The organism is Ornithinimicrobium carbonis (genome assembly GCF_977012275.1).
This window is the reverse complement of sequence record NZ_OZ348993.1, coordinates 2,424,205-2,449,683: the sequence shown is the minus strand read 5'-3', so window position 1 is coordinate 2,449,683 and position 25,479 is coordinate 2,424,205. Positions and strand designations below refer to the sequence as shown.

Below are 25,479 nucleotides of genomic sequence, written 5' to 3'. Positions count from 1 at the left end.
ACATGACGGTCGACCGCTCCATGATCCGTGTCAAGGCGATGCTGATTGCGCCGAACGAGGCTGCCTCGGCTCATGCAGTTACCCTAAACGTCCCTACCGCCGAGAACCCAGAGGGCTACCACCGTCTTATCGGAGGCAGCGTCGAATTCGGGGAGACCCATAGGGAAGCTGTACTGCGCGAAGTCTACGAAGAGCTGGGGGCAGCCGTAGAGGACCTCGAGCTGCTTGCGGCCGTCGGGAACATCTTTCACATCGACGAGGTGCAGGGTCACGAGATCGTGTTCCTCTACTCGGGGCGGCTCAACCCTATGCCGGCGAAGGCGGGTGCCACCCTCACAGAGTCTGACGGCAGCGTCGTGCCCATCGTCTGGCGATCCGTGCACGATGACGCCGAACCATTGCCTCTATATCCCACGGGCACGCAGGATTGGGTCAGTGCAGCACTGACCCGACGGCGGACCTAAGGCCGAACGAGCACCTCCTCCCAGGACGTGTTCGTTCCTCCCCGGGGCCCTTCACTCGATGCATCCGCTTCTGCCGCGCTCAGAGCGTCAAACGTGACAGGATCGTCACTACGAGTTGGGGAAGGACGCCACCTCTGAATGTCGGGTCAAGTCCGGTGGAGTGGTGTACGACGGTGATCCCTCGGTGGGGTTGATCAGGCCGTCAGTGCGGGGACCGTAGCAGCGGTTTCCTCCTGTCCGGTGGTGGTGGGGGCCAGGGCGTGGCGGCAGCGGGTGAGGACGTCGATGCCGATGTAGCGGCGTTGCTCGGCCCAGGCGTCGTGCTGCTCGGCCAGGACGGCGCCGACGAGGCGGATGATGGCCTCACGGTGGGGGAAGATGCCCACGACGTCGGTCCGGCGGCGGATCTCGCGGTTGAGGCGCTCCTGGGGGTTGTTGGACCAGATCTGGCGCCACACCTCCTTGGGGAAGGCGGCGAAGGCCAGGATGTCGGCCCGGGCGTCCTCGAGGTGCTCGGCGACCGCGGGCAGCTTGCCGGCCAGCGTCTCCAGCACCCGGTCGAACTGGGCCTGCACCGCTGGCGCGTCGGGCTGGTCGTACACCGAGTGCAGCAGCGCCTTGACCCAGGGCCAGGACGACTTGGGCGTGGCGGCCATGAGGTTGGCCGCGTAGTGCGTGCGGCACCGCTGCCACGCGGTCCCGGGCAGGGTCGCGCCGATGGCCTCCACTAGGCCGGCGTGGGCGTCGGAGGTGACCAGGCCCACCGGACCGGCCGCGGTCAGCCCGCGGGCCACCAGGTCGCGGAAGAACGCCAGCCAGGAGGCCGTGGTCTCCCCGGTGGCGACCTGGATGCCCAGGATCTCCCGGTAGCCCTCGGCGTTCACGCCGGTGGCCACCAGCGCGGACACCTTGACCACGCGCCCGCCCTCGCGGACCTTGAGCACCAGGGCGTCGACGGCCACGAACGTGTACGGCCCCTCGTCCAGGGGCCGGGTGCGGAAGGACTCCACGTGCTCGTCCAGCTCGGCCGCCATCACCGACACCTGCGACTTGGACAGGCCGGTGATGCCCAGCGCCGTCACCAGCTTGTCCATGCGGCGCGTGGAGACCCCGAGCAGGTAGCAGGTCGCCACGACCGTGGTCAGGGCCGCCTCGGCACGCTTGCGCCGCTCGAGCAACCAGTCGGGGAAGAACGAACCTTCGCGCAGCTTGGGGATCGCCACGTCCAGCGTGCCGACCCGGGTGTCCAGGTCGCGGTGCCGGTACCCGTTACGCCGGTTGGTCCGCTCGGCGCTGCGGTCGCCGTAGTCGGCGCCGCAGACCGCGTCGGCCTGCCCCGAGAGCAGCGTGTTGATGAAGGACTGCAGCAGGTGCCGCATCAGGTCCGGGCTCGCCTGCGCGAGCTGCTCGTGCAGGAAGACCTCAGGGTCGATACTGGGAGAAGCGGTCATCGTGATGCTCCGTTCGAGAGTGCTGTGGAAGGTTCACTCGAAGGATCACGCGGTGACCGCGCCTACATCAGCAGGACACGCTCACCACCGTGGTCGTCGTACACCACTCTGATGGACTCCACTGAATGTCGAGGAGATACATGCGGCCCTTCAGTAAAGAGGCACGCACGGTGCTGGTCGCTGCGAGTAACGTGGCGAGGTTCCGTGGCGCCCAAGAGTGTGACCGGTCGGACATACAGGTAGCAGGCCTCCTCACCTCGTTGCACCCTGGCGTTTCGCTGTACCCCGACGCCGCGGCCAGCTCTTCTCCCTTGCAACTTCCGTTCGCCGCGGATGTGCAGGAACTCCTGGTGAACTCAGATGAGGAGCTCGGCATCGAGGAACTGAAGAGGTTTGCCGCAGAGCACTAGCTGGCCGACCAAGCCGCAAGAGGCTGCGACGCACTGTTCTGCCGCTGCGGGCGCGTGGCTTTCAAGTCCTGCCGGTTGGCGCTCGGCCCTGACGCCACTGGACGGCGGGGTGGCCGCGACTCATCCCCGTGCGGGGCTCTTGATGGATCTGTGTGCGGTCAGTGCGAGGGCTACACCCCCGGCCGCTGCGGTGAGGACGGCTGTCAGCTGGAAGATTGACGGGGCTGCCGAGGCTGAGGCCAGCGCGAGGATGGCGAAGGTCAGGACGACTGCTCCGGTCTTCGCCCGCACGCGCAGGTGTGCGGCCAGGACTGCCAGGACGACGAATGCCGGCAGCGGCGAGGTGCGCACATGCTCGGCGGTGAACCAGTAGCTGTGGTTGACCGCGGCGTCGGCAAGCGCGATCAGTCCGGTCACTGCCGCGAGGCCGGCGCTGATGAGGGCGGCCCGCGCCACCGCGAAGCGCGGGAGGGCGGCCACGGCTGTGGCGAGCCTGCGCGGGGTGGCGGTCATGGCCACAGCAGCCAAGGAAAGGCCCCACCAGGCGGCGTCCCTGGCGGTCAACGGCAACCCGGGCGATGGGTCAGCCGGGGTGGCGTGGCCCCACGTACCGGGCACCTGAGCGGGCCACGGGATGCCGGTCGCGACGAATACCGGGTAGGCGGTGACCAGGACAGCTGCGACCAGCATCGCCGCCCATGCTGCCGCCGGGCGGCGAGCCCAGATCATGACGCCGGCGATGAGCCATGCCGCGTGGACCGGCCAGCGGGGGTCCAGCCATCCGTCTCCCCGCTCGGCGTCAGCAAGGCGTACCAAAGCCGATGTCCAGGCCTGTGTCGCCACCACGGCCAGCACCATCATGACAAGCATGCCCGCCAGGTGCCACGGGCGTGGCGCAGCCTCAGCGCCAGTGACGTGCGGCGACAGGACACGGACCTTGGCCGCATGGACCACGACTCCGCCCACCTCACGGATCCTGCGCCACGTGCCCGGGCGGCGGTCGTCCGCGTCGAGCAGCACACCGACGATCTCGGCGCCGTGGGTGCTGCGGTACGGCTCGGGGTAGGCCAGCGTGAGTAGGTGACACAGGTGCTCGTAGGCCGATGCCCTCATGCCACACCTCCCGCCCGCCGCGGACGGGGCGCGAAGCCAAGCCGTCGGCTCGCCTCGACCACCAGCGAGTTCATGCGCTCCACCTCGGCGGTGAGCACGCTCTTTCCCGCAGCGGTGATCTCGTAGGTCCGCCGCAGCCGTCCGTTGACGACCTCTTCCTCGGCCACCGCGACCCACCCCTGAGCCGCCATTCGGTCCAGCGTGGCGTACAGGCTCCCCACGGCCAGGCGCACCCGACCACCGGAGGCCTCCTCGACCGCCTCGAGCAGTGCATAGCCGTGCAGCGGCTGGTTCACCAATGCCGTCAGGATCAAGAACGACGGTTCCCTCAGTCCGGTACTCATGGGACATGAATACTCGCGTAACACGACTATGTGCCGGCGACACGCCGTCCACCACGAGGTTCACACCCTCAGAGGCTCGCCGCGACGGCGGACGCCCTTGGCAGACGCACTGTCCTGCTGCTGATCGCATCCTGGCCAGGGACCGGGGCTCACGGCGTACGGTGAGGATCTGAGGAGGGACCGATGATTCCCACGATGCTCTTGTTCGGGTTGGTCCTCGGCCGCTGGTGGAAGACCTGCCTCCTGGTCGGAACCCTGGGCTGGCCCTTGCTTCTGTGGTTCGACGGCATCATCGAGTCACCCAATGAGTTCCTTGGAGCGGCTGGACTGGCTGCCTTGAATACCGCCGTCGGAGTTGCGATCCACCAGTCGCTGCTCCATCTGCTCAGATGGCTACGCAAGGACCGTCGCGCCCCGCACCACGCAGCCGCCTGACGCACTCTTCTGCCGCGCCGAGGACGGCTGGTGCTTTGACTGACCGTCATCCCGACGGTCGACGCGCATTTCGCCCACACGTCAGTCCCTGACGACCTTCCACATACCGAGCATCTCCTGCTCTCCCCACCCCAGCTTCCGATAGAGCGTCTCTGCGGCCGGTGTGGCAAAGAGGCCGACAAAACAGTGGCCCGGCGCCTGCTGCCTGATCTGGTCCACGAGCTCGTCCACGATGGTCCGTCCTACCCCGCAGCCTTGATAGTCCGGATGCACCACCACGTCCTGGATGTAGAAGTAGAAGGCACCGTCTCCCACCACCCGCCCCATCCCCACGAGCTCACCGCCGTCCTGATGGACCACCACACCGCAGGTAGAGCCGGCCAAGGACGCGGGCATCGCCTCCCACCAGAAGGCGTCGGCCCAGCCGACGGACTCAGACAATCGACGGTGCTCCTCGACGGTGGGCTTGCGCCGCGCGACGGTGTAGGACATGAGGCCAGAATCTAGCTGCTCCTCTACCTCATCCTGGGTCCAGGCGCGACCGGCGGCGAGCGTGTTGTCACCGGGTGGTGCACTCTTCTGCCGCTGTCGTCGCCTAGCGTCCGACCATGCCGCGAGCCGTAGCTTGAACTAGTGCCACTGGGTCAGGTGGCGGGCTGCCACCTGGTGGTCGGCCTTGCCGCTGGCGACGGCGATGACCAGGTCGTAGGCGGCGTCGTCGGGTGCTTGGAGGTCGATGCCGTTGAGGCCGTAGAACACGACTACGGCGAGCCATCCCAGGCGCTTGTTGCCATCGACGAGCGGGTGGTTGACGACGATGGACTCCAGCAGCGCACCCGCCTTGGCATCGATGCCGGGATAGGCGTCACGTCCGAAAACGCTGGCGCGGGGACGGTGGGCGGCGGAGTCCAAGAGGCCAAGGTCCTGCATCGGACCTACGCGCAGGTCCGATGCCAGGGCGAGCAGGTCCTCCGTAGTCAGGTACTCCAAGGGTCAGCGCCCGAGACGCTCAAGCAGGTCGGCGTACCGCTCACGCCCCCGTGCGGACAACTCGCGCACACGCTCCTCGTGCCCGCGCCGCGCGGCCGCTTCCCGGATCGCCCGCACCGTCGCCTCCTGCTTGCTCACACCCTCGGCCTCGGCCAGGGCCGCCAAGGCGCGCTCGTCCTCCGGAGAAAGCCGCAGAGTCATCGCCATCCGCTGATGGTATCACTCTGGTATCTGACGCCTTGGGCGGCCCGTGCGCCGCTGCGCCTCGATTGCTCGGCGTGCGGCAGACGCAGGTGGCCACTCGCGACTGCTCGGCGGCCTTGGGGGACGAGTGCGGTCACACAGGCCGCCCCTGCCCCAGGAGACGACCATGGCCGCCACCCTCTCCCACAAGCTCGTGTCGTTGGCCGAGGCGGCCGACGTCCTCGCGGTCTCGACCAAGACCGTGCGCCGCTACATCGCCGACGGCCATCTCGACGCCGTCCGGCTCGGGCGCAAGACGCTGCGGATCAAGCTCGACTCGATCGAGAGGTTCATCGACTCCTGCCCAGTCGGAGGGTGGCGCCGGACCGGCTGAGGGGTCAGAGTCGTGCCGAGAAGCGACCGAGAAGGTCATGGCTGCTCCTCTCCGGTCGAGAGGCAGCCACCTGCGAACGATGCATAGTCGCTGCACTCGAAAAGAGAAAGGCCTCTGAACTTGCGTTTCCGCAGTTCAGAGGCCTTTTCACAACGCTCCCCCGGTTGGACTCGAACCAACAACCTGCCGGTTAACAGCCGGCTGCTCTGCCAATTGAGCTACAGGGGAAAGTCGCAGCGCGAAGAGACTGTAGCAAACGGCACGACGGCGCCGAAATCCGGGCCGGTCTCACCGGCAGCACGCTGCTCAGCACCGTCACCCGGCCCCCGGGGGTGCACCTCTCAGGCGAGCTGTGGCGGGTCGGGGTCCAGCCCGGCCTGGTCACGCACGTCCCGCCGGGCCTCGTGGACGGCGCGGGCCAGCTGGGCGTCGACCAGCTGCGCGCCCGGACCCAGCAGCACCTGCTCGACCAGCTCGCGGCTGTGCAGCACCTTGCGGACCGTCACCCGGGCGGTCCGGCGCGGGCCCAGATCCACCCCCCGCGTCAGGACCACGCTGGCCGTCGTGCGGTCCCGCACGACGACCGGCACCGACCCCGGACCGGTGCGGTCGCGCAGCCGCCAGCGACGAGGCCCCACCCCGTCGACGAAGTCCACCGCGAGCAGCCACTCGTCGGGGTCCCAGGCGCCGCTGTCCACCTCGTGCCAGGGGCGCTCGACCACCGTGGCACCCTCCTCGGTCCGCTCCACCAACCGCCAGGTGGTCAGCACCACCCAGTGCCCGTCCGCGTCCTCCTGCGCGGTCGCCAGGACCTGCTCGCCCCGGAGCAGGTCCGGCAGCACCCCCTCCGGAGGAGCCCCCGCCGACCGTGCGGGTCGTGGCGGGCCGTCCCGGTCCGCCCGTGCTCGTCTCCACCATGCCATCTCAGCTCATCCTGTCCTTGAGGGCAGCGTGCTCGCGCTGCAGGGCCATCAGCTCCTCGTCGACCCGGCGGGCCTCCGGGACGCCGGGGGTCAGCCGCTGGAGCCGGCTGATGGTCTGGGAGATGCGCTGCTCGGACGCGGCCAGGCGCACCCGCAGCACCAGCGAGTCGACGTAGGCCTCCGAGGGCGTCCCCGTGCCCGGGTCGAGCCGCGTCGGCAGCGGCGCCACCGCGAGCTCACGGACCAGCCCCTGCACCGTGGGCGGGGTCCGGGAGAGCACGGCGCGCGTCCAGCCGGCCGCACTGGTGCTGGCCGCGGCGTGCACGCCCCCCGCCTGCTGCAGCGCCTGCCACACCGCCTGGTGCACCGGTGCCCTCAGCTGGGCCGCGGGCAGCTCGTCCATGTCCTCGGCCACGATGGCCAGGGGGTACTGCAGCGCCACCTGGAGCAGGTGCCGCTCGGCCACCTGGACCGGGTCGGACAGGTCGGCCACGGGGACCACCGGCTCCGCCGCGGGGGTATGCGGTGGGGCGGCCCGGGCGGGTCCGGGCCGGGCGGGCGCGGCCGCCGCCCGGGTCACCTCGACCGTCAGGGCGGAGGGGTCCACGCCCATCCAGCCCGCGACGTCGCGGACGTACTCCGGTCGCAGCGTCGGGTCCTTGACCCCTGCGAGGATGGGGGCGACGGCCCGCATCGCCTGGACCCGCTCCGCGGCCAGGGCCAGGTCGTAGGGGGCCAGGGTGGTGCGCACGGCGAACTCGAACATCGGGGTCGCCTCCTCCACCAGCGCGCGGACCGCCTCCGGCCCTCCCCGCAGCCACAGGTCGTTGGGGTCCTGCCCCTCGTCGGCGACCGCGACGAAGGACTGGGCCGCCCACCGCTCGTCGTGCTCGAAGGCCTTCATCGCGGCCTTCTGCCCGGCGGCGTCGCCGTCGAAGGTGAAGATGACCCGGGCCGGTGCCCGTCCGGCCTCGTCCCGCAGGATCCGGCGCAGCATGGAGATGTGGTCTCCGCCGAACGCCGTCCCGCAGGTGGCCACGGCGGTGCCCACCCCGGACAGGTGGGCCGCCATGACGTCGGTGTAACCCTCCACGACCACGGCCCGCCGCTCGGTGGCGATGGCCTTCTTGGCCATGTCGAGGCCGTACAGGACGCTGGTCTTGCGGTAGATCGGGGTCTCGGAGGTGTTGAGGTACTTGGCCGCGACCCGGTCGTCGTCGTACAGGCGCCGGGCACCGAAGCCGACCGTGTCGCCGGCGATCGAGCGGATCGGCCAGACGACGCGGCCGCGGAACCGGTCGTAGAGCCCGCGCGAGCCGCGGGCGGACAGCCCGCCCAGGACCAGCTCCTCGTCGGTGAAGCCCTTGCGCCGCAGGTGGTCCGAGAGGACCGAGCCGCCGCGCGCGGCATACCCCACCATGAACTGGGCGGCGTGCTCCCCGGTGAACCCCTTCTCCCGCAGGAAGGCCCGGGCCGACCTGCCCTCCCCGGAGGAGAGCAGCTGCTCGTGGTAGAACTCCTCGGCCACGCGGTGGGCCTCCATCAGCCGCGTGCGCTGACCGGCAGGCGCCTGGGGGCCCCCGGCCTCCTGACCCGTCCCTTCCTCGTAGCGCAGGGTCAGTCCCAGCTGGCCGGCCAGCCGCTCGACCGACTCGGCGAAGGTGAGGTGGTCGATCTTCTGGATGAAGTCCAGCACGTCCCCGCCCTCGCCGCAGCCGAAGCAGTGGAAGTAGCCCACGGCGGGCCGGACGGTGAAGGACGGGGTCTTCTCGTCGTGGAAGGGGCACAGGCCCTTGAGGGTCCCGATCCCTCCTCCGCGGAGGGTGACGTGCTCGCGGACGACCTCCTCGAGCGAGGCGCGCTCCTTGACGGTCTGGACGTCCTCGTTCCTGATCCGTCCCGCCACGCGCACCTCCTGGTGATCTTCTCCGGTGAGTCTAGGTCGCGGCGCCGACGACGACCCAACGGCGTCCACAGCCACCGGTGGCTACTGTGGGCGAATGGCCAAGCAGAGCGCGCCGGCGACCGAGCTGGAGGTGGGCGGCCGGACCGTGCGGATCTCCAACCCCGACCGGGTCTACTTCCCCGGCCCGGGCATCACGAAGATCGACCTGGCGCGCTACTACCTCTCGGTGGGCGACGGGATCGTCAACGCGCTCCGGGAGCGCCCGTGCATGATGCACCGCTTCCCCGAGGGCATCACGGGTGAACGGGTCCACCAGAAGCGGCTGCCGCGCGGCGCCCCCGACTGGGTCGGGACGGTCCACGTGACCTTCCCCCGGTGGAACCGCACGGCGGACGAGCTGTGCGTCACCGAGGTGGCCCAGGTCGTCTGGGCCGTCCAGATGTCGTGCGTGGAGCTCCACCCGTGGAACAGCAGACGGGGCCACGTGGAGCAGCCGGACGAGTGGCGCATCGACCTCGACCCCGGGGACGACTGCGACTTCGCCACCGTCCGCCGGGTCGCCGGCGTGGCGCAGGAGGTCCTCGACGAGCTGGGGGCCGTGGGCTGGCCCAAGACCACCGGGAGCAAGGGGCTGCACGTCTACGTGCGGATCGCTCCCGAGCACGGGTTCACCCAGGTCCGCCGGGCCGCCCTGGCCTTCGCGCGCGAGGTGGAGCGGCGCACCGAGGAGGCGACGACCGCCTGGTGGCGCAAGGACAGGGACCCCCGCAAGGTGTTCGTCGACTTCAACCAGAACGCCCGGGACCACACGATCGCCGCCGCCTACTCGGTCCGTGCGACGCCGGACGCCCGGGTCTCGGCCCCCCTGCGCTGGGAGGAGGTGCCCACCTGCGACCCGGCCGACTTCACCGTGCTGACGATGCCCGGGCGCTACACCGAGCTGGGCGACCTGCACGCCGGGATCGACGACGCGGTCTTCGACCTGGCTCCGCTGCTGCAGTGGGCGGAGCGGGACGAGGCGGAGGGCGAGGAGACCCCGGAGGAACCAGACCCGGCCCCCTGAGGCGGTGGTTGGTGGCCGGTGGTTGGTGGCCGGTGGCCGGTGGCCGGTGGTTGGTGGCCGGTGGCCGGTGGTTGGTGGCCGGTGGCCGGTGGCCGGTGGTCGCTCGCCCCCCTCGCGCCTCGCCCTCGATCCTCAGCCGACGTGCTGGACGTCCACCACCAGCCGCATCGGGTCCTGCAGCAGGAACACCCGGTAGGGACGCGGCTCCCCGGTGATCCCGACGAAGAGCTGGAGCCGACCCTCGAAGGGCGTCGTGCGCAGGACCTCGACCACGCCGTCCAGGGTGTGCGTGTCCAGCCCGGCGTCGCCCGCGTCGTAGACGGGGTCGCCCGGCTCGGGGTAGGCCATGCCGGTGAGGACCACCTCGAGCACGCTGTCGCCGGCCACCCCCGCCGGCAGTCCGGACCCGTCCCGCACGGCCGTCCCGGGGTATGCCGCGCGCCACCCGGGCGTCCCCGTGCCGGTGAGGTCCACCACGACCCGGTCGTAACCCTCGTTCAGCCCGGCACGCAGCGTGGGGGCGAACAGCTGGCCGCCGTCCGGCCAGGCCCCGCCGACCGCCACCTCGGCGGCCGCCGTGAAGCCGGCCAGCGGGGTCGGGGTGCCCGTCCCCGGCGCCGGGGCGACGGACGGCTCCGCCGGGGCGGGCGCCGGAGGGGGTGCCGCGACGGCGTCCGGGTCCTCCTCCGCCCCGGCTCCTTCGTCCGGGCCCGGCGACGGCTCCGGGGACGGGTCGTCCGGTCCGTCCGGCACCGGTGCTGCCACCTCCCCCGTCCCGTCGGCCGGCACGGGCGCCGGGGACGCGGCGGGCCGGTCGGGGTCGTCGCCCGCCGACGGCCCGGGAGCGACCTCCTCCACCACCACGACCCCGTCGGAGCTGCCCGGGGCGTCGGGGTCGGGAACGGTGACCTGCGGGTCCTGCGTCGGGACGGGTCCGACGGTGGCCGGGGGGTCGCCCGCGCCGTCGGGCACGTCCACCGACAGCAGCAGCCACCGCCCGTCGCCGACCGCGCGCAGGACACCTCCGCCCCCCAGCGCGTCCCGCCAGACGTCCTCGGCCTCCTGCACCTCTGCCGGGCAGCCCCTGTCGGTGGTGACCGGGTCACCGGGCGGGAAGCGCCCCTGGTCGTCCAGGTCCAGGTCCTGGGAGAACCATCCGCCACCGCACCCGGCGATCTCGAACCCCCAGCCACCGCCCTCCTCCGCGAAGGAGAACGTGGTGTCCCGGGAGGCCGGGACGACGGTCTGCGCGCCCGTGCCGCCGCCGTGCAGGTCGGGGAGCAGCTCCCAGGTGCTTCCCCTCAGCGCGTCCGCCTCGGGCACCGCGACGGCGTCGTCCACGGCCGGCGCGGGGGTCGGGGCCTCGGGCGCGGCGAGGACGAAGGTCGTCCAGCCGTCGGGCACCGCGGCCACCGTCGGTCCCTGGGGGTCCGGCCCGACCAGCGCCCCGGCCTGCCACCCCAGGACCAGCACGGAGGCCGCCACCGTCCCGGCGAGGGTCCCGGCGGCGACCCGCCGCAGGGTCCGCCGGCGGCGCCCCGACCGCCAGGCCCCGTCGACGTCCAGCTCCTCCAGGACCTCGCCCCAGGAGGCCTCCTCGAGCAGCTCGCGCACGTCGAGGCCGCCACCGTCGCTGCGCCCGGTTCCGTCCACGTCATACCTCTCGTTCATCGTCGTCCCTCCTGCTGCGGGAGGGGAGCCGGCACCGGCTCCTGCGCCTCCGCGGCGCGCCGCGCGGTCAGCTCGGCCCGCATCCGGGCCACGGCCTGGTGCGACAGGCTCTTGACCGTCCCGGTGGCCACCCCCATGACCTCGGCGGTCTGCGCCTCGGTCAGGTCCTCGAAGTAGCGCAGCACGAGGGCCGCGCGCTGCCGCGGCGGCAGCGTGCGCAGCACGTCGTGCACCTCGGCGTCCCGGGCCCGCCGTTCCGCCCCGTCGTCGACGCCGGCCTCGGGAAGGCGGTCGACGACCAGCTCGTGCCGGGAGCGGCGCCACCAGGAGACGCGCTGGCGGTAGATCACCCGGCGCACGAACGCGTCCGGGTGCTCGACGGTCTCCCACTTCTCGGCGAGGGCGACGAGGGCCTCCTGCAGCAGGTCCTCGGCCTGGGCCACGTCCCCGCACATGAGGTAGGCCGCCCGGCGCAGCCGTCCCTGCCGAGCGAGCACGAACTCGCTGTAGGCGGGGTCGGTGGTCACCACGGCGCACTCCCTTCCAGGGCCTGTTCCCAGCATGTCGCACGGGACGAGGAAAAGGTTCAGCCCGCAGGACGATCCACGGTCAGCGTCAGCGTCCGCGGAAGGCCGGATACCCCGGCAGGTCCAGCGCCGACCCCTCCCGCCAGGCACGGCGGCCCCGTCCGACGGCCTCCTCGCAGACCGCCGCCACGGCGGGCAGCTCCCCGGAGCACTCGCGCGCCACCCAGCCCCACCGGGCGAGCAGCAGCGCCCGGAACCCCGGGCCCTGCCGACCGGCCGGTGCCATCGTCCGGTCGGCCACCGCCCCGTCGAGCAGCCAGAGCGTGCCGGCGAGCACCCAGCACGCGACGGCCGAGCGCACCTGGCGCAGCCAGTCGGGGTCGGCGGCCAGGCCGGGCAGGGCGGGCTCGGCGGCGGCGGTGAAGGCGGACAGGGTCTGGTCCGTCAGTCCCTGCGGCGGGGTGAAGACGCACCAGCAGGTGCTGAACGGCTCCGCGGCGTAGGCGGCCTCCAGGGCCACGTGCCGCACCCCCGTGCCCTCCAGGTCGAGCAGCCGGACCCCGGCCGGCGTGAGCACGGCGTTGTCCGGGCAGGCGTCCCCCGGCCCGAGGACGTGCCTGGCGGTGTCCCCCTCCAGCCGGTCGACGACGTCGAGCAGCTGGGCGGTCGCGGCCCGGACGTCCCGCAGCCCGGTGACCTCCTGCAGCCGGGTCAGCCCCTGCCGCGGCTGGTCGCGGCGCACCTGCCGGTCCTGGATGCCGGCCTCCCCCAGCCGCAGCCGTGCGTCGGCGAGCACCCGGGGATCGGCGCTCACCGCCCGGCCGAGCGCAGCGGCCCACCGCACGGTGTGCCGCCAGGCGTCCTGCGCGTGCGGGTCCAGCAGGACGTCGGCCAGGGTGGGGTGCACCCCGAGGTCCTCCAGCACCAGGGTGCGGGTGGCGTCGTCGCTGGCCAGCAGCGCCGGGACGCCGGGCAGGTGGCTCAGTCCGGCGACCTCGCGCTCATACCCCATGGCCGCGCGCGACCCGGGCGGTGCCGGCACGAACCTCTTGACGACGACCGACTCCCCCCACGCCGCAGGGCCCTCGACGACGCGGCACCGGTGGACCGTGGAGCGGACCGACCCGCCGAGCTCGACCGGCTCGCCGAGGACCACCCCGGCCCACGGGACGACGAGCCGGTCGGGTCTCACGGCGCCAGGTCCTGCACGATCTCCCCCGCGGGCCGGTCCTGGCAGGCCCGCCACCCGCTGCCCGCCCACACGTGGATCCCGTGGACGTCCCCGGCCGCGGCGGCGGCGGCGCGCACCGGTCGGCTCACCTGGTCGACCACCGGGAAGGCCGGCGGCGCGACCGCCCCGAACCGGTCGACGAACCGGTTGCGCAGGGCACCGGCCACCCGCCCGCTGAACGCGCGGGTGGTCACCCGCTCGGAGAGCCCGGGGTCGCGCAGCGCCGCCCGGTAGGTGCGCGAGGCGCCCGACTCGGTCGCCAACAGCAGGGCGGTCCCCACCTGGACGGCGGTGGCGCCGGCGGCGACGGCGCGGCGGACGTCCCCGGGGGTGGTCACCCCTCCAGCCGCCACGAGCGGGAGCGTGGTGGTCGGCGAGACGACCTCCAGCAGCCCCAGGTGGTCGATGGCCACCGGGTCGGCCTCCGGGTCGTGCAAGCCCCGGTGCCCACCGGCCTCCTGACCCTGCAGGACGAGCACGTCGGCCCCGGCCGCCTCCGCCGCCGCCGCCTCCTGCGGCGAGGTCGCGGTGACGTGCACCTCGCAGCCCGCGGCCTGCCAGCGCTCCACGACCTCGCGGTCCGGGACCCCGAAGGTGCAGGAGACCACCGCCGGCCGGAAGGTCTCCACGAGCAGGACCTTGTCCGCCCAGTGGTCGGTGTCGCCCCAGGAGGGCGTCCCCGGTTCGACCCCCAGACGGGCAGCCTCGGGAGCCAGCGCCGCGCGGTAGTCGGCGACGGCCTTCTCGTGCCGCGCCCGGTCCACCGGGCGGGGCACGAAGAGGTTGACCCCGAACGGCCGGTCGGTGAGGTCGCGCACGTGGACGAGGTCGGTGGCCAGCTGCTCGGGGGTTCGGTAGCCGGCCGCGAGCATCCCCAGGCCGCCGGCGTCGCAGACCGCCGCCACGAGCAGAGGGCTGCTCACCCCGCCGGCCATGGGAGCACCGACGACGGGGACGTCGAGGTCGGGGAGCACGGTCATGTCATACCTCCAGGGTCGAGCGGGCGAGGACGGCCAGGGCGCGGGCGTCGGAGAGGCTGGCCACCTGGTCCACGACGGCGCGGCGGGCGGCCGCGTTGTCGGCCGCCGCGTCGTGGGCCTCCCGGTGGACCGGGTCGAGCAGGCCGGGGTCGGCGGTGTAGCGCTCGAGCAGCGTGGTCAGCACCTCGCGCTCGGTGTCCATCACCACGCGTCGCTCCTCGCTGAGCATGACGAAGTGGGCCGCGACCGCCTTCAGCCCGGCCGCCTGGGCCCGCACGTGGTCGGGCACGACCAGGTCCGCCTGGTAGCGCCGGAGCGGACCGGCGCCGTGACGGTCCCGGGTGGCCATCTCCACGGTGTGCACGAAGTGGCCGATGAGCCGGGAGGTCATGTCCTTCAGCACGGCCAGGTCCGCCCGGGTCCCGTCGTGCCGGAGCGGCACCCAGCCGCTGTCCAGCACCTGGCACAGGCCCTGCCGGAGCTGCTCCTGGTCCAGGTCGGGGGCGTACCAGCGGTGCGCGAGCGCCGCGACCTCGGTCTGCACCTCCCGCGAGCGCAGCGCCCGGGGGTCCACCCGTCCCGAGGCGATCGCGTCCTCGACGTCGTGGACGCAGTAGGCCACGTCGTCCGACCAGTCCATCACCTGGGCCTCCAGGCAGCGACGGCGGGGGCGGTCGGTGGGAGCGTCGGTGCGCAGCCAGTCGAAGACCGGGGTGTCGTCGGCGTAGACCCCGAACTTGGCGGTGCCCTCCTCCCCCCGGTGCCAGGGGTACTTGACGACGGCGTCGAGGCTGGCGCGCGTGAGGTTGAGCCCGGCGGGTCGCCCGTCGGGGTGCGACCGCTTGGCCTCCAGCCGGGTGAGCACGCGCAGGGTCTGCGCGTTGCCCTCGAACCCGCCGACGTCCGCGGCGAGCTCGTCGAGCACCGCCTCGCCGTTGTGCCCGAACGGCGGGTGCCCGATGTCGTGCGCGAGGCAGGCGGTGTCCACCACGTCCGCGTCGCAACCGAGGGCCGCGCCGAACTCACGACCGATCTGGGCGACCTCCAAGGAGTGGGTGAGCCGGTTGCGGACGAAGTCGTCGCTGGTGGGCTGGACCACCTGGGTGGTCGCCGCCAGCCGGCGCAGCGCCGCGGAGTGCACGACGCGGGCACGGTCGCGCGCGAAGTCGTGCCGGTCGGCCCGCTTCTGCGCGGGATCCTCGGCGACCCACCGCTCCCGGTCGGCGGCGGTGTAGCCCGCCGCGGCCTGCGCGCTCTCGTCCACGGGGCGAGCGTATGCGGTGGGGCGGGCCGGTCCTAGGCCGGGAGGGCGCCGGGCGGCCGGGGGTGGGCGGGGGACGGCCCCCCGCGTCGGCGGCCCAGCGCGGAGGCCAGCACCGTGCCGACCGGGCGCACGGGCACGTCCCGGTAGCCGCCCGCGGCCAGCCCCGCGTGCCGCTCGAAGACGCTGCGGGCGGCCCGGTCGCCCGTGCGCACCCACGACCATCCCATCGAGGCGACGTAGAGGGGCAGGAAGGGCAGTCCTCCGCAGGCCGCCCACTGGGCGCTGTGGACCAGCTCGTGATCCAGGAGCCCGGGCCGTCGCTCCGCCAGCCGGTCGAGGTCGTGCCGGCTGATGACCACGTCGCCGACCGTGAACGCGCCCGCGGCCGGGAACCGCCACCGGTAGTGGTCGGCCAGGAAGCAGCGGCGCGGGCCCCGCCGGACCCGGGCACCCCCGGCACGGGCGACCGCCAGCCCGAGGGGGGTGGACAGGTTGACCCAGTTGAGGGCGTGGCGCAGCAGGTCGCCGGACCGTTCCCCCGTCAGGGCCGAGGTCCCCGCCGGGGAGCCGGGGTCCTCAGGCATACCGGGCCCTGGCCCGTGCCCGGGCCTTCTCCGCCTCGGCGTCGCGGTCCTTCGGCGGCGCGGTGGTGACCAGCGACTCCAGCAGCTCACGGGTCGCCCGGGCCACCGCCTCGACGGCGGAGTCGTAGGCCTGCTCGTTGGCCCGGGACGGGCGGGGGGCGCCGGCGACCTTGCGGACGTACTGCAGGGCGGCGGCACGGACCTCCTCGTCGGTCGCCGGCGGCTCGAAGTTGAACAGCGGGCGGATGTTGCGGCACATGCCGTCCACTGTCCCACGGCGGCCTCTCCCCGGGCAGGGGTCCGCGGACCCCGCAGGAGGCCCGGTGGCAGCATGGGGTCATGAGCGCCCACTCCCCCGCCCCGACCTCCCGGTCCCCGCTCGTCGGTGCCGACGAGCTGGCCGCCGAGCTGGCCGCCGGCGCGGACCTGTCCCTGCTGGACGTGCGGTGGAGCCTGGGTGCCGGCGCGGAGGCCAACCGCTCCGCCTACCTCCAGGCGCACCTGCCCGGGGCCGCCTTCCTGGACCTGGAGACCGCGCTGTCGGACCCGGTGGCTCCCGACGGCCGCGGCGGGCGCCACCCCCTGCCCGCCCGGGAGCGCGTGCAGGAGGCGCTCCGCGCCGCGGGCGTGCCACGGGGAGGGGCGGTCGTGGCCTACGACGCGCGGACCTCGCTGGGGGCCGCCCGGGCCTGGTGGGTGCTGCGCCACTACGGGGTCGAGGACGTCCGGGTGCTCGACGGCGGGCTGCACGCGTGGCAGGAGGCCGGCCACGCCGTCGAGCCGGGACCGGTCGAGGTCGGGACGGGCGACGTCGTCCTGGGCGCCGGTGGGGACGGGCTCCTCGACGCCGACGGGGTGCGCCGCTGGCTGGCCGCCGACGGGCAGCTGCTGGACGCCCGCCCCGCCGACCGCTACCACGGCCGCAACGAGACGGTCGACCCGGTGGCCGGGCACGTCCCCGGGGCGCTCAGCCTGCCGGCCCTCTCGCTGCTGTCCGAGGACGGCACCTTCCTGCCGACGGACGCGCTGCAGGCCCTCGTGGAGCAGGCGGGGGCCGACCCGGACGCACCGGCCGCGGTCTACTGCGGTTCCGGCGTGCAGGCCGCCCACGTCGCCCTCGCCCTGGAGGCTGCGGGCGTGGGACCGGTGCCGCCGCTGGTCTACGTCGGGTCCTGGAGCGACTGGATCAGCGACCCGGACCGCCCGGTGGCCTGAGGCCACCGGTCACGGACCCTCCTCGCCGAGCACCACCGGGCAGCTCGAGGCCTCCTCCGGCGCAAGGTCGACCGGGTCGGCCGCCGCGACGGCGGACGCCGCCCGGGCGCGACCCAGGTTCCAGCCCCACACCCCCTCGGTGCCGGTGCCTGTCTCGGAGACGGACCCGCTGCGCTGGTTCGCCAGAACGCACGCGGCCAGGTCCGCGGGCAGCCGGTCGGCGACGACCGGGGTGGCGTCCGGGCCCAGCGTGGCCAGGTAGGCCAGGTCCAGCCGCCCGGTCTGCTCGTAGCGCCCGATGTTGGCTTCCGCGACCCTGGCCTCGGGGTCGGCCAGCCCCAGCACGAGCAGCATCGCGGCGCCCGAGACCAGCGCGGCCCGCGGGACCCAGCGGCCGGAGAGCCTGATCCCGGCGACCATGACCATCACGACCAGCAGGCCCAGCCACAGCTCGAAGAGGTCGACGAGCACGCGGGTCACCGTGTAGCCATAGGCCTGCTGGTAGACCGACATCCGGAACAGGGCGGAGGCGACGACGACGAGGGTGAGCAGGCTCAGCGTGCCGAGGAGGAGGCGCAGCAGGAGCCGGTCGGCCGGGGTGCTCCTGGGCGCCACGCGGACGGCGAGCGCGATCGTCAGCAGGGTGAGGGCGGTCGCCACGGTGAGCTGGGCGAAGCCCTGGTGCACGTACTCCGCGTAGGTCAGCCCGGTGCTGCGCCGGACGAAGTCGTGACCTCCCCACATCGCGCTGGCCTGGGCGACGAGGAAGCCGAGCAGGACCGCCACGACGACGCCGACGGGGACGGCCCACTCCCAGGGGCGGGTCACCCGCCGCGGTGCCGGGGCGTTGGCCCGCTCCACCGGCGGCGGGTTGAGCGCGAGGTAGGTGGCGGCCAGCACGACGCCGGCGACGAAGAACCAGAGGAAGGCCCGCATGACCAGGGTGTCGGCCAGCGCGAGGTCGACGTCGGGCAGCAGCCGGTCCACCCAGGCGCCGAAGACGGCGTCCCCGGAGGCGAAGAGCCCGCCGAAGACCACCAGGGCCGTCGCCGACAGCACGACGGTGCGCACGACGGGCCACAGCAGCCGGTGGCCGCGGGTGGTGGCGAGGGTCCGCTGGAGCAGGGGAAGTCCCCGCACGGCCGAGAGCACCCAGGCCGGCGGGCCCAGGAGCACCGGCAGGAGCCGCTCGGCACCGGTGAGCGCCGTGGTGACGAGCACCCCGACGACGAGGAGGACCAGGACCGGCAGCCACTCGGCCGCCCGCAGGACGACCAGGGAGCCCAGCGCCACGCTGAGCCCGGCGCTGAGGACCGTCCAGGCCGTGCCCCGTCGGACCGAGGACCACAGCACGAGCGCGCCACCGGACAGGAGCACCAGCAGCAGCCCCAGGCCGAGGTCGTGCTCGGGCAGCACCAGGGCGGCGAGGGCCCCCACGGCGACCGCCCCCACCAGCTGCGCGGGCGCGCTGCGCACCCGCTCCCCCGGCCAGGCCGTCCCGAACAGCGCGTCGACCGCATGGGCGTCCGTGACGGCGGGACCTGCAGGGCCCACCGGCGAAGCCCCGGGTGTCGAGACCGCCTGGGCCGACGAGGCCGACGAGACCGACGAGGCGGAGGAGCCGGTGGACCGGACGGGCACCGCCGAGGGGTCGGCCGCCTCCCGCCCGCCGGCCGGGACGTCGCGGCGCGGAACGGCGACGACGGGTTGCACGGGCAGGTCGACCCGCAGGCAGGCACCGGGGCGGCCGTCCGGACGGGGGTGGGCCGAGACCGACCCGCCGTGCAGCTCGCAGATCCAGCGGGCGATGGCCAGCCCGAGACCGGTGCCCCCGCCCTCGTCGTCACCCCTGCCGTACCGCGTGAACACGGCCTCGGTCCGCCCGGGCGGGATGCCGGGACCCTCGTCCAGCACCTCCAGCCGCCAGTGGCCCGCAGCCACCGCGTCCGCCGGCCCGTCGGACGCGTCGGGCACGGCCGACCCGTCGGGCACGGCCGACCCGTCGGGCACGGCCGACCCGTCGGGCACGGCCGACCCGTCGGGCACGGCCGACCATCCGACAGCTCCCGGACCGGAGGCACGCACCGTCACCGTCCCCCCGGCCGGCGAGTGGCGGGCGGCGTTGTCCAGCAGGTTGCCGACGACCTGGGAGAGACGGGCCGGGTCGACCTGCACCTGCAGGTCCGCCGGGGTCACGGCCGTGCGGTGGACCACCGGCCGCGCCCCCACCTGCGCCTCGGCGACGGCCGAGCCCACCAGGTCCGCCACGGTCGTCGGGGTGAGCTTCAGGGGCACCGCCCCCGACTCGAGCCGGCTCAGGTCGAGCAGGTCGGCGACCAGGTCGCTGAGCCGCTCCGCCTGCGCGAGGGCGTTCTGCAGAGCGGCGTCGTCGGGCTGCACCACGCCGTCGACGAGGTTCTCCAGCAGGGCACGTTGGGCGGCGAGCGGGGTGCGCAGCTCGTGCGAGACCGTCTCCAGCAGCTGGCGGCGGGTGGTGTCCGCCCGGTCCAGGTCGGCCCCCATCCGGGTGAACGCCTCCGCGAGCCGGGCGACCTCGTCCCGGCCGGCGGACCGGACCACCGAGCGGTAGTCGCCCGCCGCCATCCGGTCCGCGGCCCGGGTCATCTCACGCAGCGGCACCGTCATGCCGCGCGCCATCCACTGCGTGACCACCAGGGCCACGGCGAGGGTGACCGGCAGGGTCAGCCAGGCCGGCACGCCGGCACCCCGGCCGGCCTCGAGCACGACGACCGCCGCCAGGATGCTGCCGGCCACGAGCAGCCCGATCTTGGCCCGGACCGACCCGACCCCGGCCAACGGACCCGGGGGGCCGTCCGCCGCGGCCGACGTCGCGCCGGCCCCGTCCACCGCGGCCGACGCCTCGTCGGCCCCGGCCACCGCCGGACCTCCCGTCCGATCAGCCGGCATGGTCGACCTCCAGGGCGTAGCCCACCCCGTGGACGGTGCGGACGCGGGCAGCGCCGATCTTGGCGCGCAGGGACTTCACGTGGCTGTCCAGCGTGCGGGTGCCGCGCGCGTCGGCCCAGCCCCACACCTGCTCCATCAGCTCGGCCCGCGGATGGACCGTCCCCGGTGACAGGGCCAGGGTCGCCAGCAGCTCGAACTCCAGGGGCGTCAGGTGCACCTCGTGCCCGTGCAGGAGGACGCGCCGGCCACCGCGGTCCAGGACGAGGTCGCCCCGGCGCAGGACCGGGGGCGGGTCGACCGCGAGCGCCCGGGCCCGTTCCACCCGCCGCAGGAGCGCCCGCACCCGGGCGACCACCTCGCGCATCCGGAAGGGCTTGGTCAGGTAGTCGTCGGCCCCCACCCCCAGCCCCACGAGCACGTCCGTCTCCTCGGCGCGGGCGGTGAGCATGAGGACGGGCACCGGACGTGCGGCCTGGATGCGGCGGCACACCTCCAGCCCGTCCATCCCCGGCAGCATCACGTCGAGCAGCACCAGGTCGGGGGTGGTCCCCTCGCAGGCCTCGAGCGCCGCCGGGCCGTCGTGGACCTGCTGCACCCTCAGGCCGTCCGCCCGCAGCCGGTCGGCGAGGGCCTGGTTGATCGTCGGGTCGTCCTCGACGACGAGCACGAGCGGCGCGTCCGGGGCGGGGGGCTGGGTGGGCATGTCCCCAGGCTAGGAGGGCCGGCGTGGGCGGCGGGGGTATGACGTGTGCAGATCGTGTGAAGAGGCCCCCCGTGCCGTCGGGCCGCCCGTCCCCGGGTCAGCCCCCGGACACCGAGAGCTCGGCCTGGGCCACGGAGGCGGCCTGCGCGGCGTCCAGCTCACGGGACTCCAGCCAGCGGTCCGGCAGGGCGACGACCCGGGCCGACCCGGCCCGCCCGCGCTGGCCCTCGGCCGCCTCCCCGGGCCACGGCTGGTCCAGGTCCAGGGTGTCCACGAGCCGGTCCAGCGCCGCGAGGGAGTCCACGAGGCCCAGCTGGTGGCGCAGGTCGCCGCCGACGGCGAAGCCCTTGAAGTACCAGGCGATGTGCTTGCGGATGTCCCGGCAGCCGCGGGCCTCGTCCTGGTGGAACTCCACCAGCAGCTCGGCGTGCCGTCGCAGCACCCGGGTCACCTCCCGCAGGTCGGGCACCACCCGCACGTGGGAGCCGGCGAACGCGGCGGCCAGGTCGGTGAACAGCCAGGGCCGTCCCAGGCAGCCGCGCCCCACGACGACCCCGTCGCAGCCGGTGTGCTCCACCATGGCCACCGCGTCGTCGGCCGACCAGATGTCGCCGTTGCCCAGCACGGGGATGGTGCGCACCGCCTGCTTGAGCTCGGCGATGCGGTCCCAGTCGGCCTGCCCGGAGTAGGCCTGTGCGGCGGTGCGGGCGTGCAGCGCCACCGCGGCCACTCCTTCCTGCTCGGCGATGCGGCCGGCGTCCAGGAAGGTCTCGTGCTCGGCGTCGATCCCCACCCGCATCTTGACCGTGACCGGGATCCCCGCCGGGGAGGCCTCGCGGACGGCCGCCCTCACGATCCCGCGGAACAGGTCGGTCTTCCAGGGCAGGGCCGAGCCGCCCCCCTTGCGCGTCACCTTGGGGACCGGACAGCCGAAGTTGAGGTCGACGTGGTCGGCGCGGTCCTCGTCCACGAGCATGCGCACCGCGGCGCCCACCGTCGCGGGGTCCACCCCGTAGAGCTGGACCGAGCGCGGGTCCTCCCCCGGGCCGTGCTCGATGAGCTTCATCGAGATCGGGGTGCGCTCGACGAGCGCGCGGCTGGTGATCATCTCGCTGACGTAGAGGCACCCGGCGCCTCCGGCCTCGGCCCCTCCCGCGGCACCTGCTGCCCCGCCGGCGTCGTCGGCCCCCGGTGCGCGGTCGGGGGCACGGGTCCCGTCCGCGTGCGCCAGCCCCTGCTCGCCGTACTCGCGGCACAGCTGTCGGAACGCCCGGTTGGTGATCCCGGCCATCGGCGCGAGCACGACCGGGGCCTGGATCCGGTGCGGTCCGATCTGCAGGGGCGGCAGGAGCGGGCCGCCCGGGGCGACAAAGGACTCCTGGGAGGGCGGGGCGGTCGTGGAGGTGAGCGTCATGGCGTGTCCGATTGTCCCATCCCGGGCGGCGTGCTCCCGCAGGACGCCGGGAGCGGGGGGCGACGCGGCGCGCCCGGCCACCACCGGGAGGACGACGCGGCGCGCCCGGCCACCACCGGATGGCCGGGCGCGCCCCGGGGTGAGCGGTCCGATCAGGCCTGCTGACTCTCGTGCCGCCCCTCGGCGAACTCCTCGACGATCTTGGCGTTGAACGCCGGCAGGTCCTCGGGCGTGCGGCTGGAGACCAGGCCCTGGTCCACGTGGACCTCCTCGTCGACCCAGGTGGCCCCGGCGTTGCGCAGGTCGGTCCGCAGGCTGGCGTAGGAGGTGAGCGTGCGGCCCGTCAGCACGTCCGCGTCGGCCAGGATCCAGGCGCCGTGGCAGATGACCCCGACCGGCTTGCCCGCCTCGAAGAAGTGCCGGGCGAAGGCCACCGCGTCCTCGTCCATGCGGATGTGGTCGGCGTTCACGACGCCGCCGGGCAGCACCAGGGCGTCGAACGCGGACGGGTCGCTGCCCCCGGTGGTCTGGTCCACGCCCGCCTCGTGCCCCTTCTTGCCGGTGATCGTGCCGTCCTCGGAGGACACCAGCACCGCGCGGGCGCCGGCCTCCGTCACCGCGTCCCAGGGCGAGGTCAGCTCGCTGTCCTCGAAGCCGTCGGTCGCCAGGAACGCGATCGTGCGTCCGTCCAGTTCTGCCATGGGGATCCTCCTCGTGCTCGGGGGTCGCTCGGTCCCGTCCACGGTATGCCGCGTCCGCGCCGGTCGCACGTGCACGGCATACCCTGTGGCGGTGCCGGTCTCCCTCGTCCTCTCCGGGCTGCTCACCGGATGGGCGCTGATCGCCGCGGTCGGTGCACAGAACGCCTACCTGCTGCGGCAGGGGATCGTCCGTCGCCACGTGGGTCCGCTGGTGGCGCTGTGCGCCCTGTCCGACGCTGTCCTCATCCTGGCCGCCGTGCTGGGGATCGGCGCCGTCGTCGAGGCCTGGCCGCCCTTCCTGCAGGTGGCCCGGTGGGGCGGTGGGGCCTTCCTCGTCGGCTACGGCCTGCTCGCCGCCCGCCGCGCGCTGCGGGCCGAGGAGTCCCTGCGGGCGGCGCGGACCGTCGACCGCGGACTGGGCCCGGCCCTGGCCACGATGGCCGCCCTGACCTGGCTCAACCCGCACCTGTACCTGGACATGGTCATCCTCGGGGCGATCGCCAACAGCCACGGCCTCCAGGGCCGGTGGTGGTACTACGCCGGGCTGGTGGTGGCCAGCGTCACCTGGTTCGCCGCGCTGGGCTACGGCAGCGGCCGGCTGCAGCCACTGTTCGCGCGGCCGCGCTCCTGGCAGGTGCTCGACGCGCTCATCGCCGTGGTCATGGTCTCCCTCGGCGTCGGGCTGGTGCTCGGCGGCTGAGTCAGCAACCGACCAGACGCTGGGCCAGGAAGCCCTCGACCTGGTCGAGGGCGACCCGCTCCTGGGACATGGAGTCCCGCTCCCGGATCGTCACCGCCTGGTCGTCGAGGGTGTCGAAGTCGACCGTCACGCAGAACGGCGTGCCGATCTCGTCCTGGCGGCGGTAGCGCCGGCCGATCGCCCCCGCGTCGTCGAAGTCGACCATCCAGTGCTGCCGCAGGCGCGCCGCCAGGTCCTTGGCCTTCGGCGTCAGGTCGGCGTTGCGCGACAGCGGCAGGACGGCCACCTTCATCGGCGCCAGGCGCGGGTCGAGCCGCAGCACCGTCCGCTTGTCCACCCCGCCCTTGGCGTTGGGCGCCTCGTCCTCGGTGTAGGCGTCCACGAGGAAGGTCATCAGCGAGCGGGACAGGCCGGCCGCCGGCTCGATGACGTAGGGCGTCCACCGCTCGCCGGTGGCCTGCTCGAAGTAGGACAGGTCCTGCCCCGAGTGCTGGCTGTGGGTGCTCAGGTCGAAGTCGGTCCGGTTGGCGATCCCCTCCAGCTCTCCCCACTCCGAGCCGGTGAAGTTGAACCGGTACTCGATGTCGACGGTGCGCTTGGAGTAGTGGGACAGCTTGTCGGCCGGGTGCTCGAAGTGCCGCAGGTTCTCCGGGGCGATGCCCAGGTCGGTGTACCAGCGGGTCCGCTCCTCGATCCAGTACTGGTGCCACTCCTCGTCCTCGCCCGGCTTGACGAAGAACTCCATCTCCATCTGCTCGAACTCACGGGTGCGGAAGATGAAGTTGCCCGGGGTGATCTCGTTGCGGAAGCTCTTGCCGGTCTGGGCGATGCCGAACGGTGGCTTCTTGCGCGAGGCCCCCATGACGTTGGCGAAGTTGACGAAGATGCCCTGCGCGGTCTCGGGGCGCAGGTAGTGCAGGCCGGACTCGTCCTCGACCGGGCCGAGGTGGGTCTTGAGCATCATGTTGAACTCGCGCGGCTCGGTCCAGGCCTTGTTGCCGCAGCTGGGGCAGGTGATCTCCGACAGGGGCACCTCGTCGGGGTCGATCTCCTCGCCCGGCCGTGCCTTCCTGTTCTTCTTCTCCGCGACCGCCTCCTGCATGTGGTCCACCCGGAACCGCTTGTGGCAGGACTGGCACTCGGTCAGCGGGTCGGAGAACTCGCCCACGTGCCCGGAGGCCACCCACGTCTGCCGGGGCAGGATGATCGAGGAGTCCAGGCCGACCACGTCCTCGCGCGTCTGCACCATGGCGCGCCACCACTGGCGCTTGATGTTCTCCTTCAGCGCCACCCCGAGCGGTCCGTAGTCCCAGGCCGACCTGGTCCCGCCGTAGATCTCCCCGCACGGGAACACGAAGCCACGGCGCTTGGCGAGGGAGACGACGAGATCGACGGTGGAGGTCTGCGACATGGGCGCCAGTGTACGGTCCTGCCCCGGCCCGGCCGGACCCTCCACGGGACTTAGGCTGGTGGGGTGTCCGACGCGTCCCGCCCGTCCCAGCCCCGTCCCGAGCACCCCTCCGCAGCCCCTCGGGAGGAGCCGGGCCCGGGCCGCCTCCGGTATGCCGTGGAGCAGCGCTCCCTGCCCGCCCTGACCCGCCTGGCGCGGCTGCCGGTGTGGCTGCCCTTCCTCGTCCTGCTCGCCACCATGCTCCTCGGCGGCTTCCTCGGCGGCGTGGTGGGCTGGGTGCTCGTCGGGCTCGCGCTCGCCTTCATCCTGTGGCTGCTCTACCTCTCCTGGCCGCGCCTGACCACCGTGGAGCGGCTCATGCGGGGCACCGTCCTGCTGCTCTTCGCGGTCGTCACCGTGACCCAGCTGGTCCCCCGCGCCTGACCGACCCGCCGGTCCCCGCACGAGACCCTGAATTGACAATCATTCTCATTC

General features: G+C 73.5%; 28 protein-coding genes and 1 tRNA gene. 8 read left to right on the top strand and 21 right to left on the bottom strand.

The annotated features are described in order from the left end of the window. Nucleotides 1-2 precede the first annotated feature (2 nt). Nucleotides 3-464: an NUDIX domain-containing protein gene (locus ACWHYA_RS11235; RefSeq protein WP_425944309.1), complete on the top strand. Its 462-nt coding sequence runs from the start codon at nucleotides 3-5 to the stop codon at nucleotides 462-464. A 194-nt stretch (nucleotides 465-658) separates the two neighbouring features. On the opposite strand, the gene ACWHYA_RS11230 is transcribed toward ACWHYA_RS11235, so the two are convergent. Then, on the bottom strand, nucleotides 659-1,915 hold the full coding sequence (locus tag ACWHYA_RS11230) for an IS256 family transposase (RefSeq protein ID WP_425941857.1): 1,257 nt from the start codon (nucleotides 1,913-1,915) through the stop codon (nucleotides 659-661). A gap of 170 nt (nucleotides 1,916-2,085) precedes the next feature. Here ACWHYA_RS11230 and ACWHYA_RS11225 point away from each other — a divergent pair, with 170 nt between their 5' ends. After that, nucleotides 2,086-2,325 carry a hypothetical protein gene (locus tag ACWHYA_RS11225; RefSeq protein WP_425941034.1) on the top strand — a complete coding sequence of 80 codons (240 nt, stop codon included), beginning with the start codon at nucleotides 2,086-2,088 and terminating at the stop codon, nucleotides 2,323-2,325. Nucleotides 2,326-2,445: 120 nt separating this feature from the next. Here the strand turns inward: ACWHYA_RS11225 and ACWHYA_RS11220 are convergent, their stop codons facing one another. Both ACWHYA_RS11220 and ACWHYA_RS11215 read right to left on the bottom strand, forming a co-directional pair. Next, nucleotides 2,446-3,438 (bottom strand): hypothetical protein, encoded by a 993-nt coding sequence (locus ACWHYA_RS11220; protein ID WP_303374654.1) that lies wholly within the window; start codon nucleotides 3,436-3,438, stop codon nucleotides 2,446-2,448. Beyond that, nucleotides 3,435-3,782, bottom strand: coding sequence for a PadR family transcriptional regulator (locus ACWHYA_RS11215; protein ID WP_303374655.1), 348 nt, complete (start codon nucleotides 3,780-3,782; stop codon nucleotides 3,435-3,437). The genes ACWHYA_RS11220 and ACWHYA_RS11215 overlap by 4 nt, the downstream gene beginning before the upstream one ends. A gap of 183 nt (nucleotides 3,783-3,965) precedes the next feature. Between ACWHYA_RS11215 and ACWHYA_RS11210 the strand changes: the two genes are divergently transcribed. Beyond that, nucleotides 3,966-4,217: a hypothetical protein gene (locus tag ACWHYA_RS11210; RefSeq protein ID WP_425941036.1), complete on the top strand. Its 252-nt coding sequence runs from the start codon at nucleotides 3,966-3,968 to the stop codon at nucleotides 4,215-4,217. A gap of 81 nt (nucleotides 4,218-4,298) precedes the next feature. On the opposite strand, the gene ACWHYA_RS11205 is transcribed toward ACWHYA_RS11210, so the two are convergent. From ACWHYA_RS11205 to ACWHYA_RS11195, 3 genes are all read right to left on the bottom strand, one after another. Then, nucleotides 4,299-4,709: a GNAT family N-acetyltransferase gene (locus ACWHYA_RS11205; RefSeq protein WP_134774227.1), complete on the bottom strand. Its 411-nt coding sequence runs from the start codon at nucleotides 4,707-4,709 to the stop codon at nucleotides 4,299-4,301. Between the two features lie 138 nt (nucleotides 4,710-4,847). Continuing rightward, nucleotides 4,848-5,207, bottom strand: coding sequence for a type II toxin-antitoxin system death-on-curing family toxin (locus tag ACWHYA_RS11200; RefSeq protein ID WP_425941039.1), 360 nt, complete (start codon nucleotides 5,205-5,207; stop codon nucleotides 4,848-4,850). A gap of 3 nt (nucleotides 5,208-5,210) precedes the next feature. Continuing rightward, nucleotides 5,211-5,414, bottom strand: a complete 204-nt coding sequence (locus tag ACWHYA_RS11195; RefSeq protein ID WP_075958334.1) for a toxin-antitoxin system HicB family antitoxin — start codon at nucleotides 5,412-5,414, stop codon at nucleotides 5,211-5,213. 163 nt (nucleotides 5,415-5,577) lie between these two features. On the opposite strand from ACWHYA_RS11195, the gene ACWHYA_RS11190 reads away from it, so the two are divergent. Next, entirely contained in the window at nucleotides 5,578-5,784 is a 207-nt protein-coding gene (locus ACWHYA_RS11190; protein ID WP_114906025.1) for a helix-turn-helix domain-containing protein, read from the top strand. A 155-nt stretch (nucleotides 5,785-5,939) separates the two neighbouring features. Here the strand turns inward: ACWHYA_RS11190 and ACWHYA_RS11185 are convergent. From ACWHYA_RS11185 to dnaG, 3 genes are all read right to left on the bottom strand, one after another. Continuing rightward, nucleotides 5,940-6,012, bottom strand: a tRNA-Asn gene (locus ACWHYA_RS11185). Between the two features lie 113 nt (nucleotides 6,013-6,125). Further along, entirely contained in the window at nucleotides 6,126-6,707 is a 582-nt protein-coding gene (locus tag ACWHYA_RS11180) for a hypothetical protein (protein ID WP_425941041.1), read from the bottom strand. 1 nt (nucleotide 6,708) lies between these two features. After that, nucleotides 6,709-8,613 (bottom strand): DNA primase, encoded by a 1,905-nt coding sequence (dnaG, locus tag ACWHYA_RS11175; RefSeq protein WP_425941043.1) that lies wholly within the window; start codon nucleotides 8,611-8,613, stop codon nucleotides 6,709-6,711. Between the two features lie 94 nt (nucleotides 8,614-8,707). On the opposite strand from dnaG, the gene ligD reads away from it, so the two are divergent. Continuing rightward, nucleotides 8,708-9,676: a non-homologous end-joining DNA ligase gene (ligD, locus tag ACWHYA_RS11170; protein WP_425941045.1), complete on the top strand. Its 969-nt coding sequence runs from the start codon at nucleotides 8,708-8,710 to the stop codon at nucleotides 9,674-9,676. A 132-nt stretch (nucleotides 9,677-9,808) separates the two neighbouring features. On the opposite strand, the gene ACWHYA_RS11165 is transcribed toward ligD, so the two are convergent. From ACWHYA_RS11165 to ACWHYA_RS11135, 7 genes are all read right to left on the bottom strand, one after another. Next, nucleotides 9,809-11,347, bottom strand: coding sequence for an AMIN-like domain-containing (lipo)protein (locus ACWHYA_RS11165; RefSeq protein WP_425941047.1), 1,539 nt, complete (start codon nucleotides 11,345-11,347; stop codon nucleotides 9,809-9,811). Next, on the bottom strand, nucleotides 11,344-11,877 hold the full coding sequence (locus tag ACWHYA_RS11160) for a SigE family RNA polymerase sigma factor (protein ID WP_425941049.1): 534 nt from the start codon (nucleotides 11,875-11,877) through the stop codon (nucleotides 11,344-11,346). Before ACWHYA_RS11160 ends, ACWHYA_RS11165 begins: the two co-directional genes overlap by 4 nt. 85 nt (nucleotides 11,878-11,962) lie before the next feature. Then, nucleotides 11,963-13,066, bottom strand: a complete 1,104-nt coding sequence (locus tag ACWHYA_RS11155; RefSeq protein ID WP_425941050.1) for a hypothetical protein — start codon at nucleotides 13,064-13,066, stop codon at nucleotides 11,963-11,965. Further along, nucleotides 13,063-14,085, bottom strand: a complete 1,023-nt coding sequence (locus tag ACWHYA_RS11150) for an NAD(P)H-dependent flavin oxidoreductase (protein ID WP_425941052.1) — start codon at nucleotides 14,083-14,085, stop codon at nucleotides 13,063-13,065. Before ACWHYA_RS11150 ends, ACWHYA_RS11155 begins: the two co-directional genes overlap by 4 nt. A 1-nt stretch (nucleotide 14,086) precedes the next feature. Next, nucleotides 14,087-15,349: a deoxyguanosinetriphosphate triphosphohydrolase gene (locus tag ACWHYA_RS11145; RefSeq protein ID WP_425941054.1), complete on the bottom strand. Its 1,263-nt coding sequence runs from the start codon at nucleotides 15,347-15,349 to the stop codon at nucleotides 14,087-14,089. Nucleotides 15,350-15,381: 32 nt separating this feature from the next. Further along, the gene (locus ACWHYA_RS11140; RefSeq protein ID WP_425941056.1) at nucleotides 15,382-15,933 is read right to left on the bottom strand and encodes a hypothetical protein; all 552 of its coding nucleotides are present in this window, start codon (nucleotides 15,931-15,933) and stop codon (nucleotides 15,382-15,384) included. Beyond that, nucleotides 15,926-16,192, bottom strand: coding sequence for a DUF2277 domain-containing protein (locus ACWHYA_RS11135; RefSeq protein ID WP_425941058.1), 267 nt, complete (start codon nucleotides 16,190-16,192; stop codon nucleotides 15,926-15,928). The genes ACWHYA_RS11140 and ACWHYA_RS11135 overlap by 8 nt, the downstream gene beginning before the upstream one ends. Nucleotides 16,193-16,272: 80 nt before the next feature. On the opposite strand from ACWHYA_RS11135, the gene ACWHYA_RS11130 reads away from it, so the two are divergent. Further along, nucleotides 16,273-17,148, top strand: a complete 876-nt coding sequence (locus ACWHYA_RS11130) for a sulfurtransferase (RefSeq protein ID WP_425941060.1) — start codon at nucleotides 16,273-16,275, stop codon at nucleotides 17,146-17,148. A gap of 9 nt (nucleotides 17,149-17,157) precedes the next feature. On the opposite strand, the gene ACWHYA_RS11125 is transcribed toward ACWHYA_RS11130, so the two are convergent. The 4 genes from ACWHYA_RS11125 to ACWHYA_RS11110 form a co-directional block, all read right to left on the bottom strand. Beyond that, entirely contained in the window at nucleotides 17,158-20,046 is a 2,889-nt protein-coding gene (locus ACWHYA_RS11125; RefSeq protein WP_448095593.1) for a DUF4153 domain-containing protein, read from the bottom strand. A gap of 19 nt (nucleotides 20,047-20,065) precedes the next feature. Beyond that, nucleotides 20,066-20,779, bottom strand: coding sequence for a response regulator (locus ACWHYA_RS11120; protein WP_425941064.1), 714 nt, complete (start codon nucleotides 20,777-20,779; stop codon nucleotides 20,066-20,068). A 97-nt stretch (nucleotides 20,780-20,876) separates the two neighbouring features. Then, entirely contained in the window at nucleotides 20,877-22,193 is a 1,317-nt protein-coding gene (gene dusB, locus ACWHYA_RS11115) for a tRNA dihydrouridine synthase DusB (RefSeq protein ID WP_425941066.1), read from the bottom strand. Nucleotides 22,194-22,345: 152 nt separating this feature from the next. Beyond that, nucleotides 22,346-22,894: a type 1 glutamine amidotransferase domain-containing protein gene (locus ACWHYA_RS11110; RefSeq protein WP_425941068.1), complete on the bottom strand. Its 549-nt coding sequence runs from the start codon at nucleotides 22,892-22,894 to the stop codon at nucleotides 22,346-22,348. Between the two features lie 91 nt (nucleotides 22,895-22,985). Between ACWHYA_RS11110 and ACWHYA_RS11105 the strand changes: the two genes are divergently transcribed. Further along, nucleotides 22,986-23,594 (top strand): LysE/ArgO family amino acid transporter, encoded by a 609-nt coding sequence (locus ACWHYA_RS11105; RefSeq protein ID WP_426947705.1) that lies wholly within the window; start codon nucleotides 22,986-22,988, stop codon nucleotides 23,592-23,594. Between the two features lies 1 nt (nucleotide 23,595). On the opposite strand, the gene ACWHYA_RS11100 is transcribed toward ACWHYA_RS11105, so the two are convergent. Then, on the bottom strand, nucleotides 23,596-25,005 hold the full coding sequence (locus tag ACWHYA_RS11100) for a glycine--tRNA ligase (RefSeq protein WP_425941072.1): 1,410 nt from the start codon (nucleotides 25,003-25,005) through the stop codon (nucleotides 23,596-23,598). 63 nt (nucleotides 25,006-25,068) lie between these two features. Between ACWHYA_RS11100 and ACWHYA_RS11095 the strand changes: the two genes are divergently transcribed. After that, nucleotides 25,069-25,428 carry a DUF6703 family protein gene (locus ACWHYA_RS11095; protein WP_425941074.1) on the top strand — a complete coding sequence of 120 codons (360 nt, stop codon included), beginning with the start codon at nucleotides 25,069-25,071 and terminating at the stop codon, nucleotides 25,426-25,428. Nucleotides 25,429-25,479: the final 51 nt, after the last annotated feature.

Coding starts and splice junctions, on each gene's coding strand:
- ACWHYA_RS11135 (WP_425941058.1), bottom strand. CDS start 16,192: ATGTGCCGCAACATCCGCCCGCTGTTCAACTTCGAGCCGCCGGCGACC.
- ACWHYA_RS11210 (WP_425941036.1), top strand. CDS start 3,966: ATGATTCCCACGATGCTCTTGTTCGGGTTGGTCCTCGGCCGCTGGTGG.
- ACWHYA_RS11110 (WP_425941068.1), bottom strand. CDS start 22,894: ATGGCAGAACTGGACGGACGCACGATCGCGTTCCTGGCGACCGACGGC.
- ACWHYA_RS11220 (WP_303374654.1), bottom strand. CDS start 3,438: ATGAGGGCATCGGCCTACGAGCACCTGTGTCACCTACTCACGCTGGCC.
- ACWHYA_RS11140 (WP_425941056.1), bottom strand. CDS start 15,933: ATGCCTGAGGACCCCGGCTCCCCGGCGGGGACCTCGGCCCTGACGGGG.
- ACWHYA_RS11215 (WP_303374655.1), bottom strand. CDS start 3,782: ATGAGTACCGGACTGAGGGAACCGTCGTTCTTGATCCTGACGGCATTG.
- ACWHYA_RS11165 (WP_425941047.1), bottom strand. CDS start 11,347: ATGAACGAGAGGTATGACGTGGACGGAACCGGGCGCAGCGACGGTGGC.
- ACWHYA_RS11235 (WP_425944309.1), top strand. CDS start 3: ATGACGGTCGACCGCTCCATGATCCGTGTCAAGGCGATGCTGATTGCG.
- ACWHYA_RS11180 (WP_425941041.1), bottom strand. CDS start 6,707: ATGGCATGGTGGAGACGAGCACGGGCGGACCGGGACGGCCCGCCACGA.
- ACWHYA_RS11195 (WP_075958334.1), bottom strand. CDS start 5,414: ATGGCGATGACTCTGCGGCTTTCTCCGGAGGACGAGCGCGCCTTGGCG.
- ACWHYA_RS11190 (WP_114906025.1), top strand. CDS start 5,578: ATGGCCGCCACCCTCTCCCACAAGCTCGTGTCGTTGGCCGAGGCGGCC.
- ACWHYA_RS11205 (WP_134774227.1), bottom strand. CDS start 4,709: ATGTCCTACACCGTCGCGCGGCGCAAGCCCACCGTCGAGGAGCACCGT.
- ACWHYA_RS11100 (WP_425941072.1), bottom strand. CDS start 25,005: ATGTCGCAGACCTCCACCGTCGATCTCGTCGTCTCCCTCGCCAAGCGC.
- ligD (WP_425941045.1), top strand. CDS start 8,708: ATGGCCAAGCAGAGCGCGCCGGCGACCGAGCTGGAGGTGGGCGGCCGG.
- ACWHYA_RS11150 (WP_425941052.1), bottom strand. CDS start 14,085: ATGACCGTGCTCCCCGACCTCGACGTCCCCGTCGTCGGTGCTCCCATG.
- ACWHYA_RS11120 (WP_425941064.1), bottom strand. CDS start 20,779: ATGCCCACCCAGCCCCCCGCCCCGGACGCGCCGCTCGTGCTCGTCGTC.
- ACWHYA_RS11230 (WP_425941857.1), bottom strand. CDS start 1,915: ATGACCGCTTCTCCCAGTATCGACCCTGAGGTCTTCCTGCACGAGCAG.
- dusB (WP_425941066.1), bottom strand. CDS start 22,193: ATGACGCTCACCTCCACGACCGCCCCGCCCTCCCAGGAGTCCTTTGTC.
- ACWHYA_RS11130 (WP_425941060.1), top strand. CDS start 16,273: ATGAGCGCCCACTCCCCCGCCCCGACCTCCCGGTCCCCGCTCGTCGGT.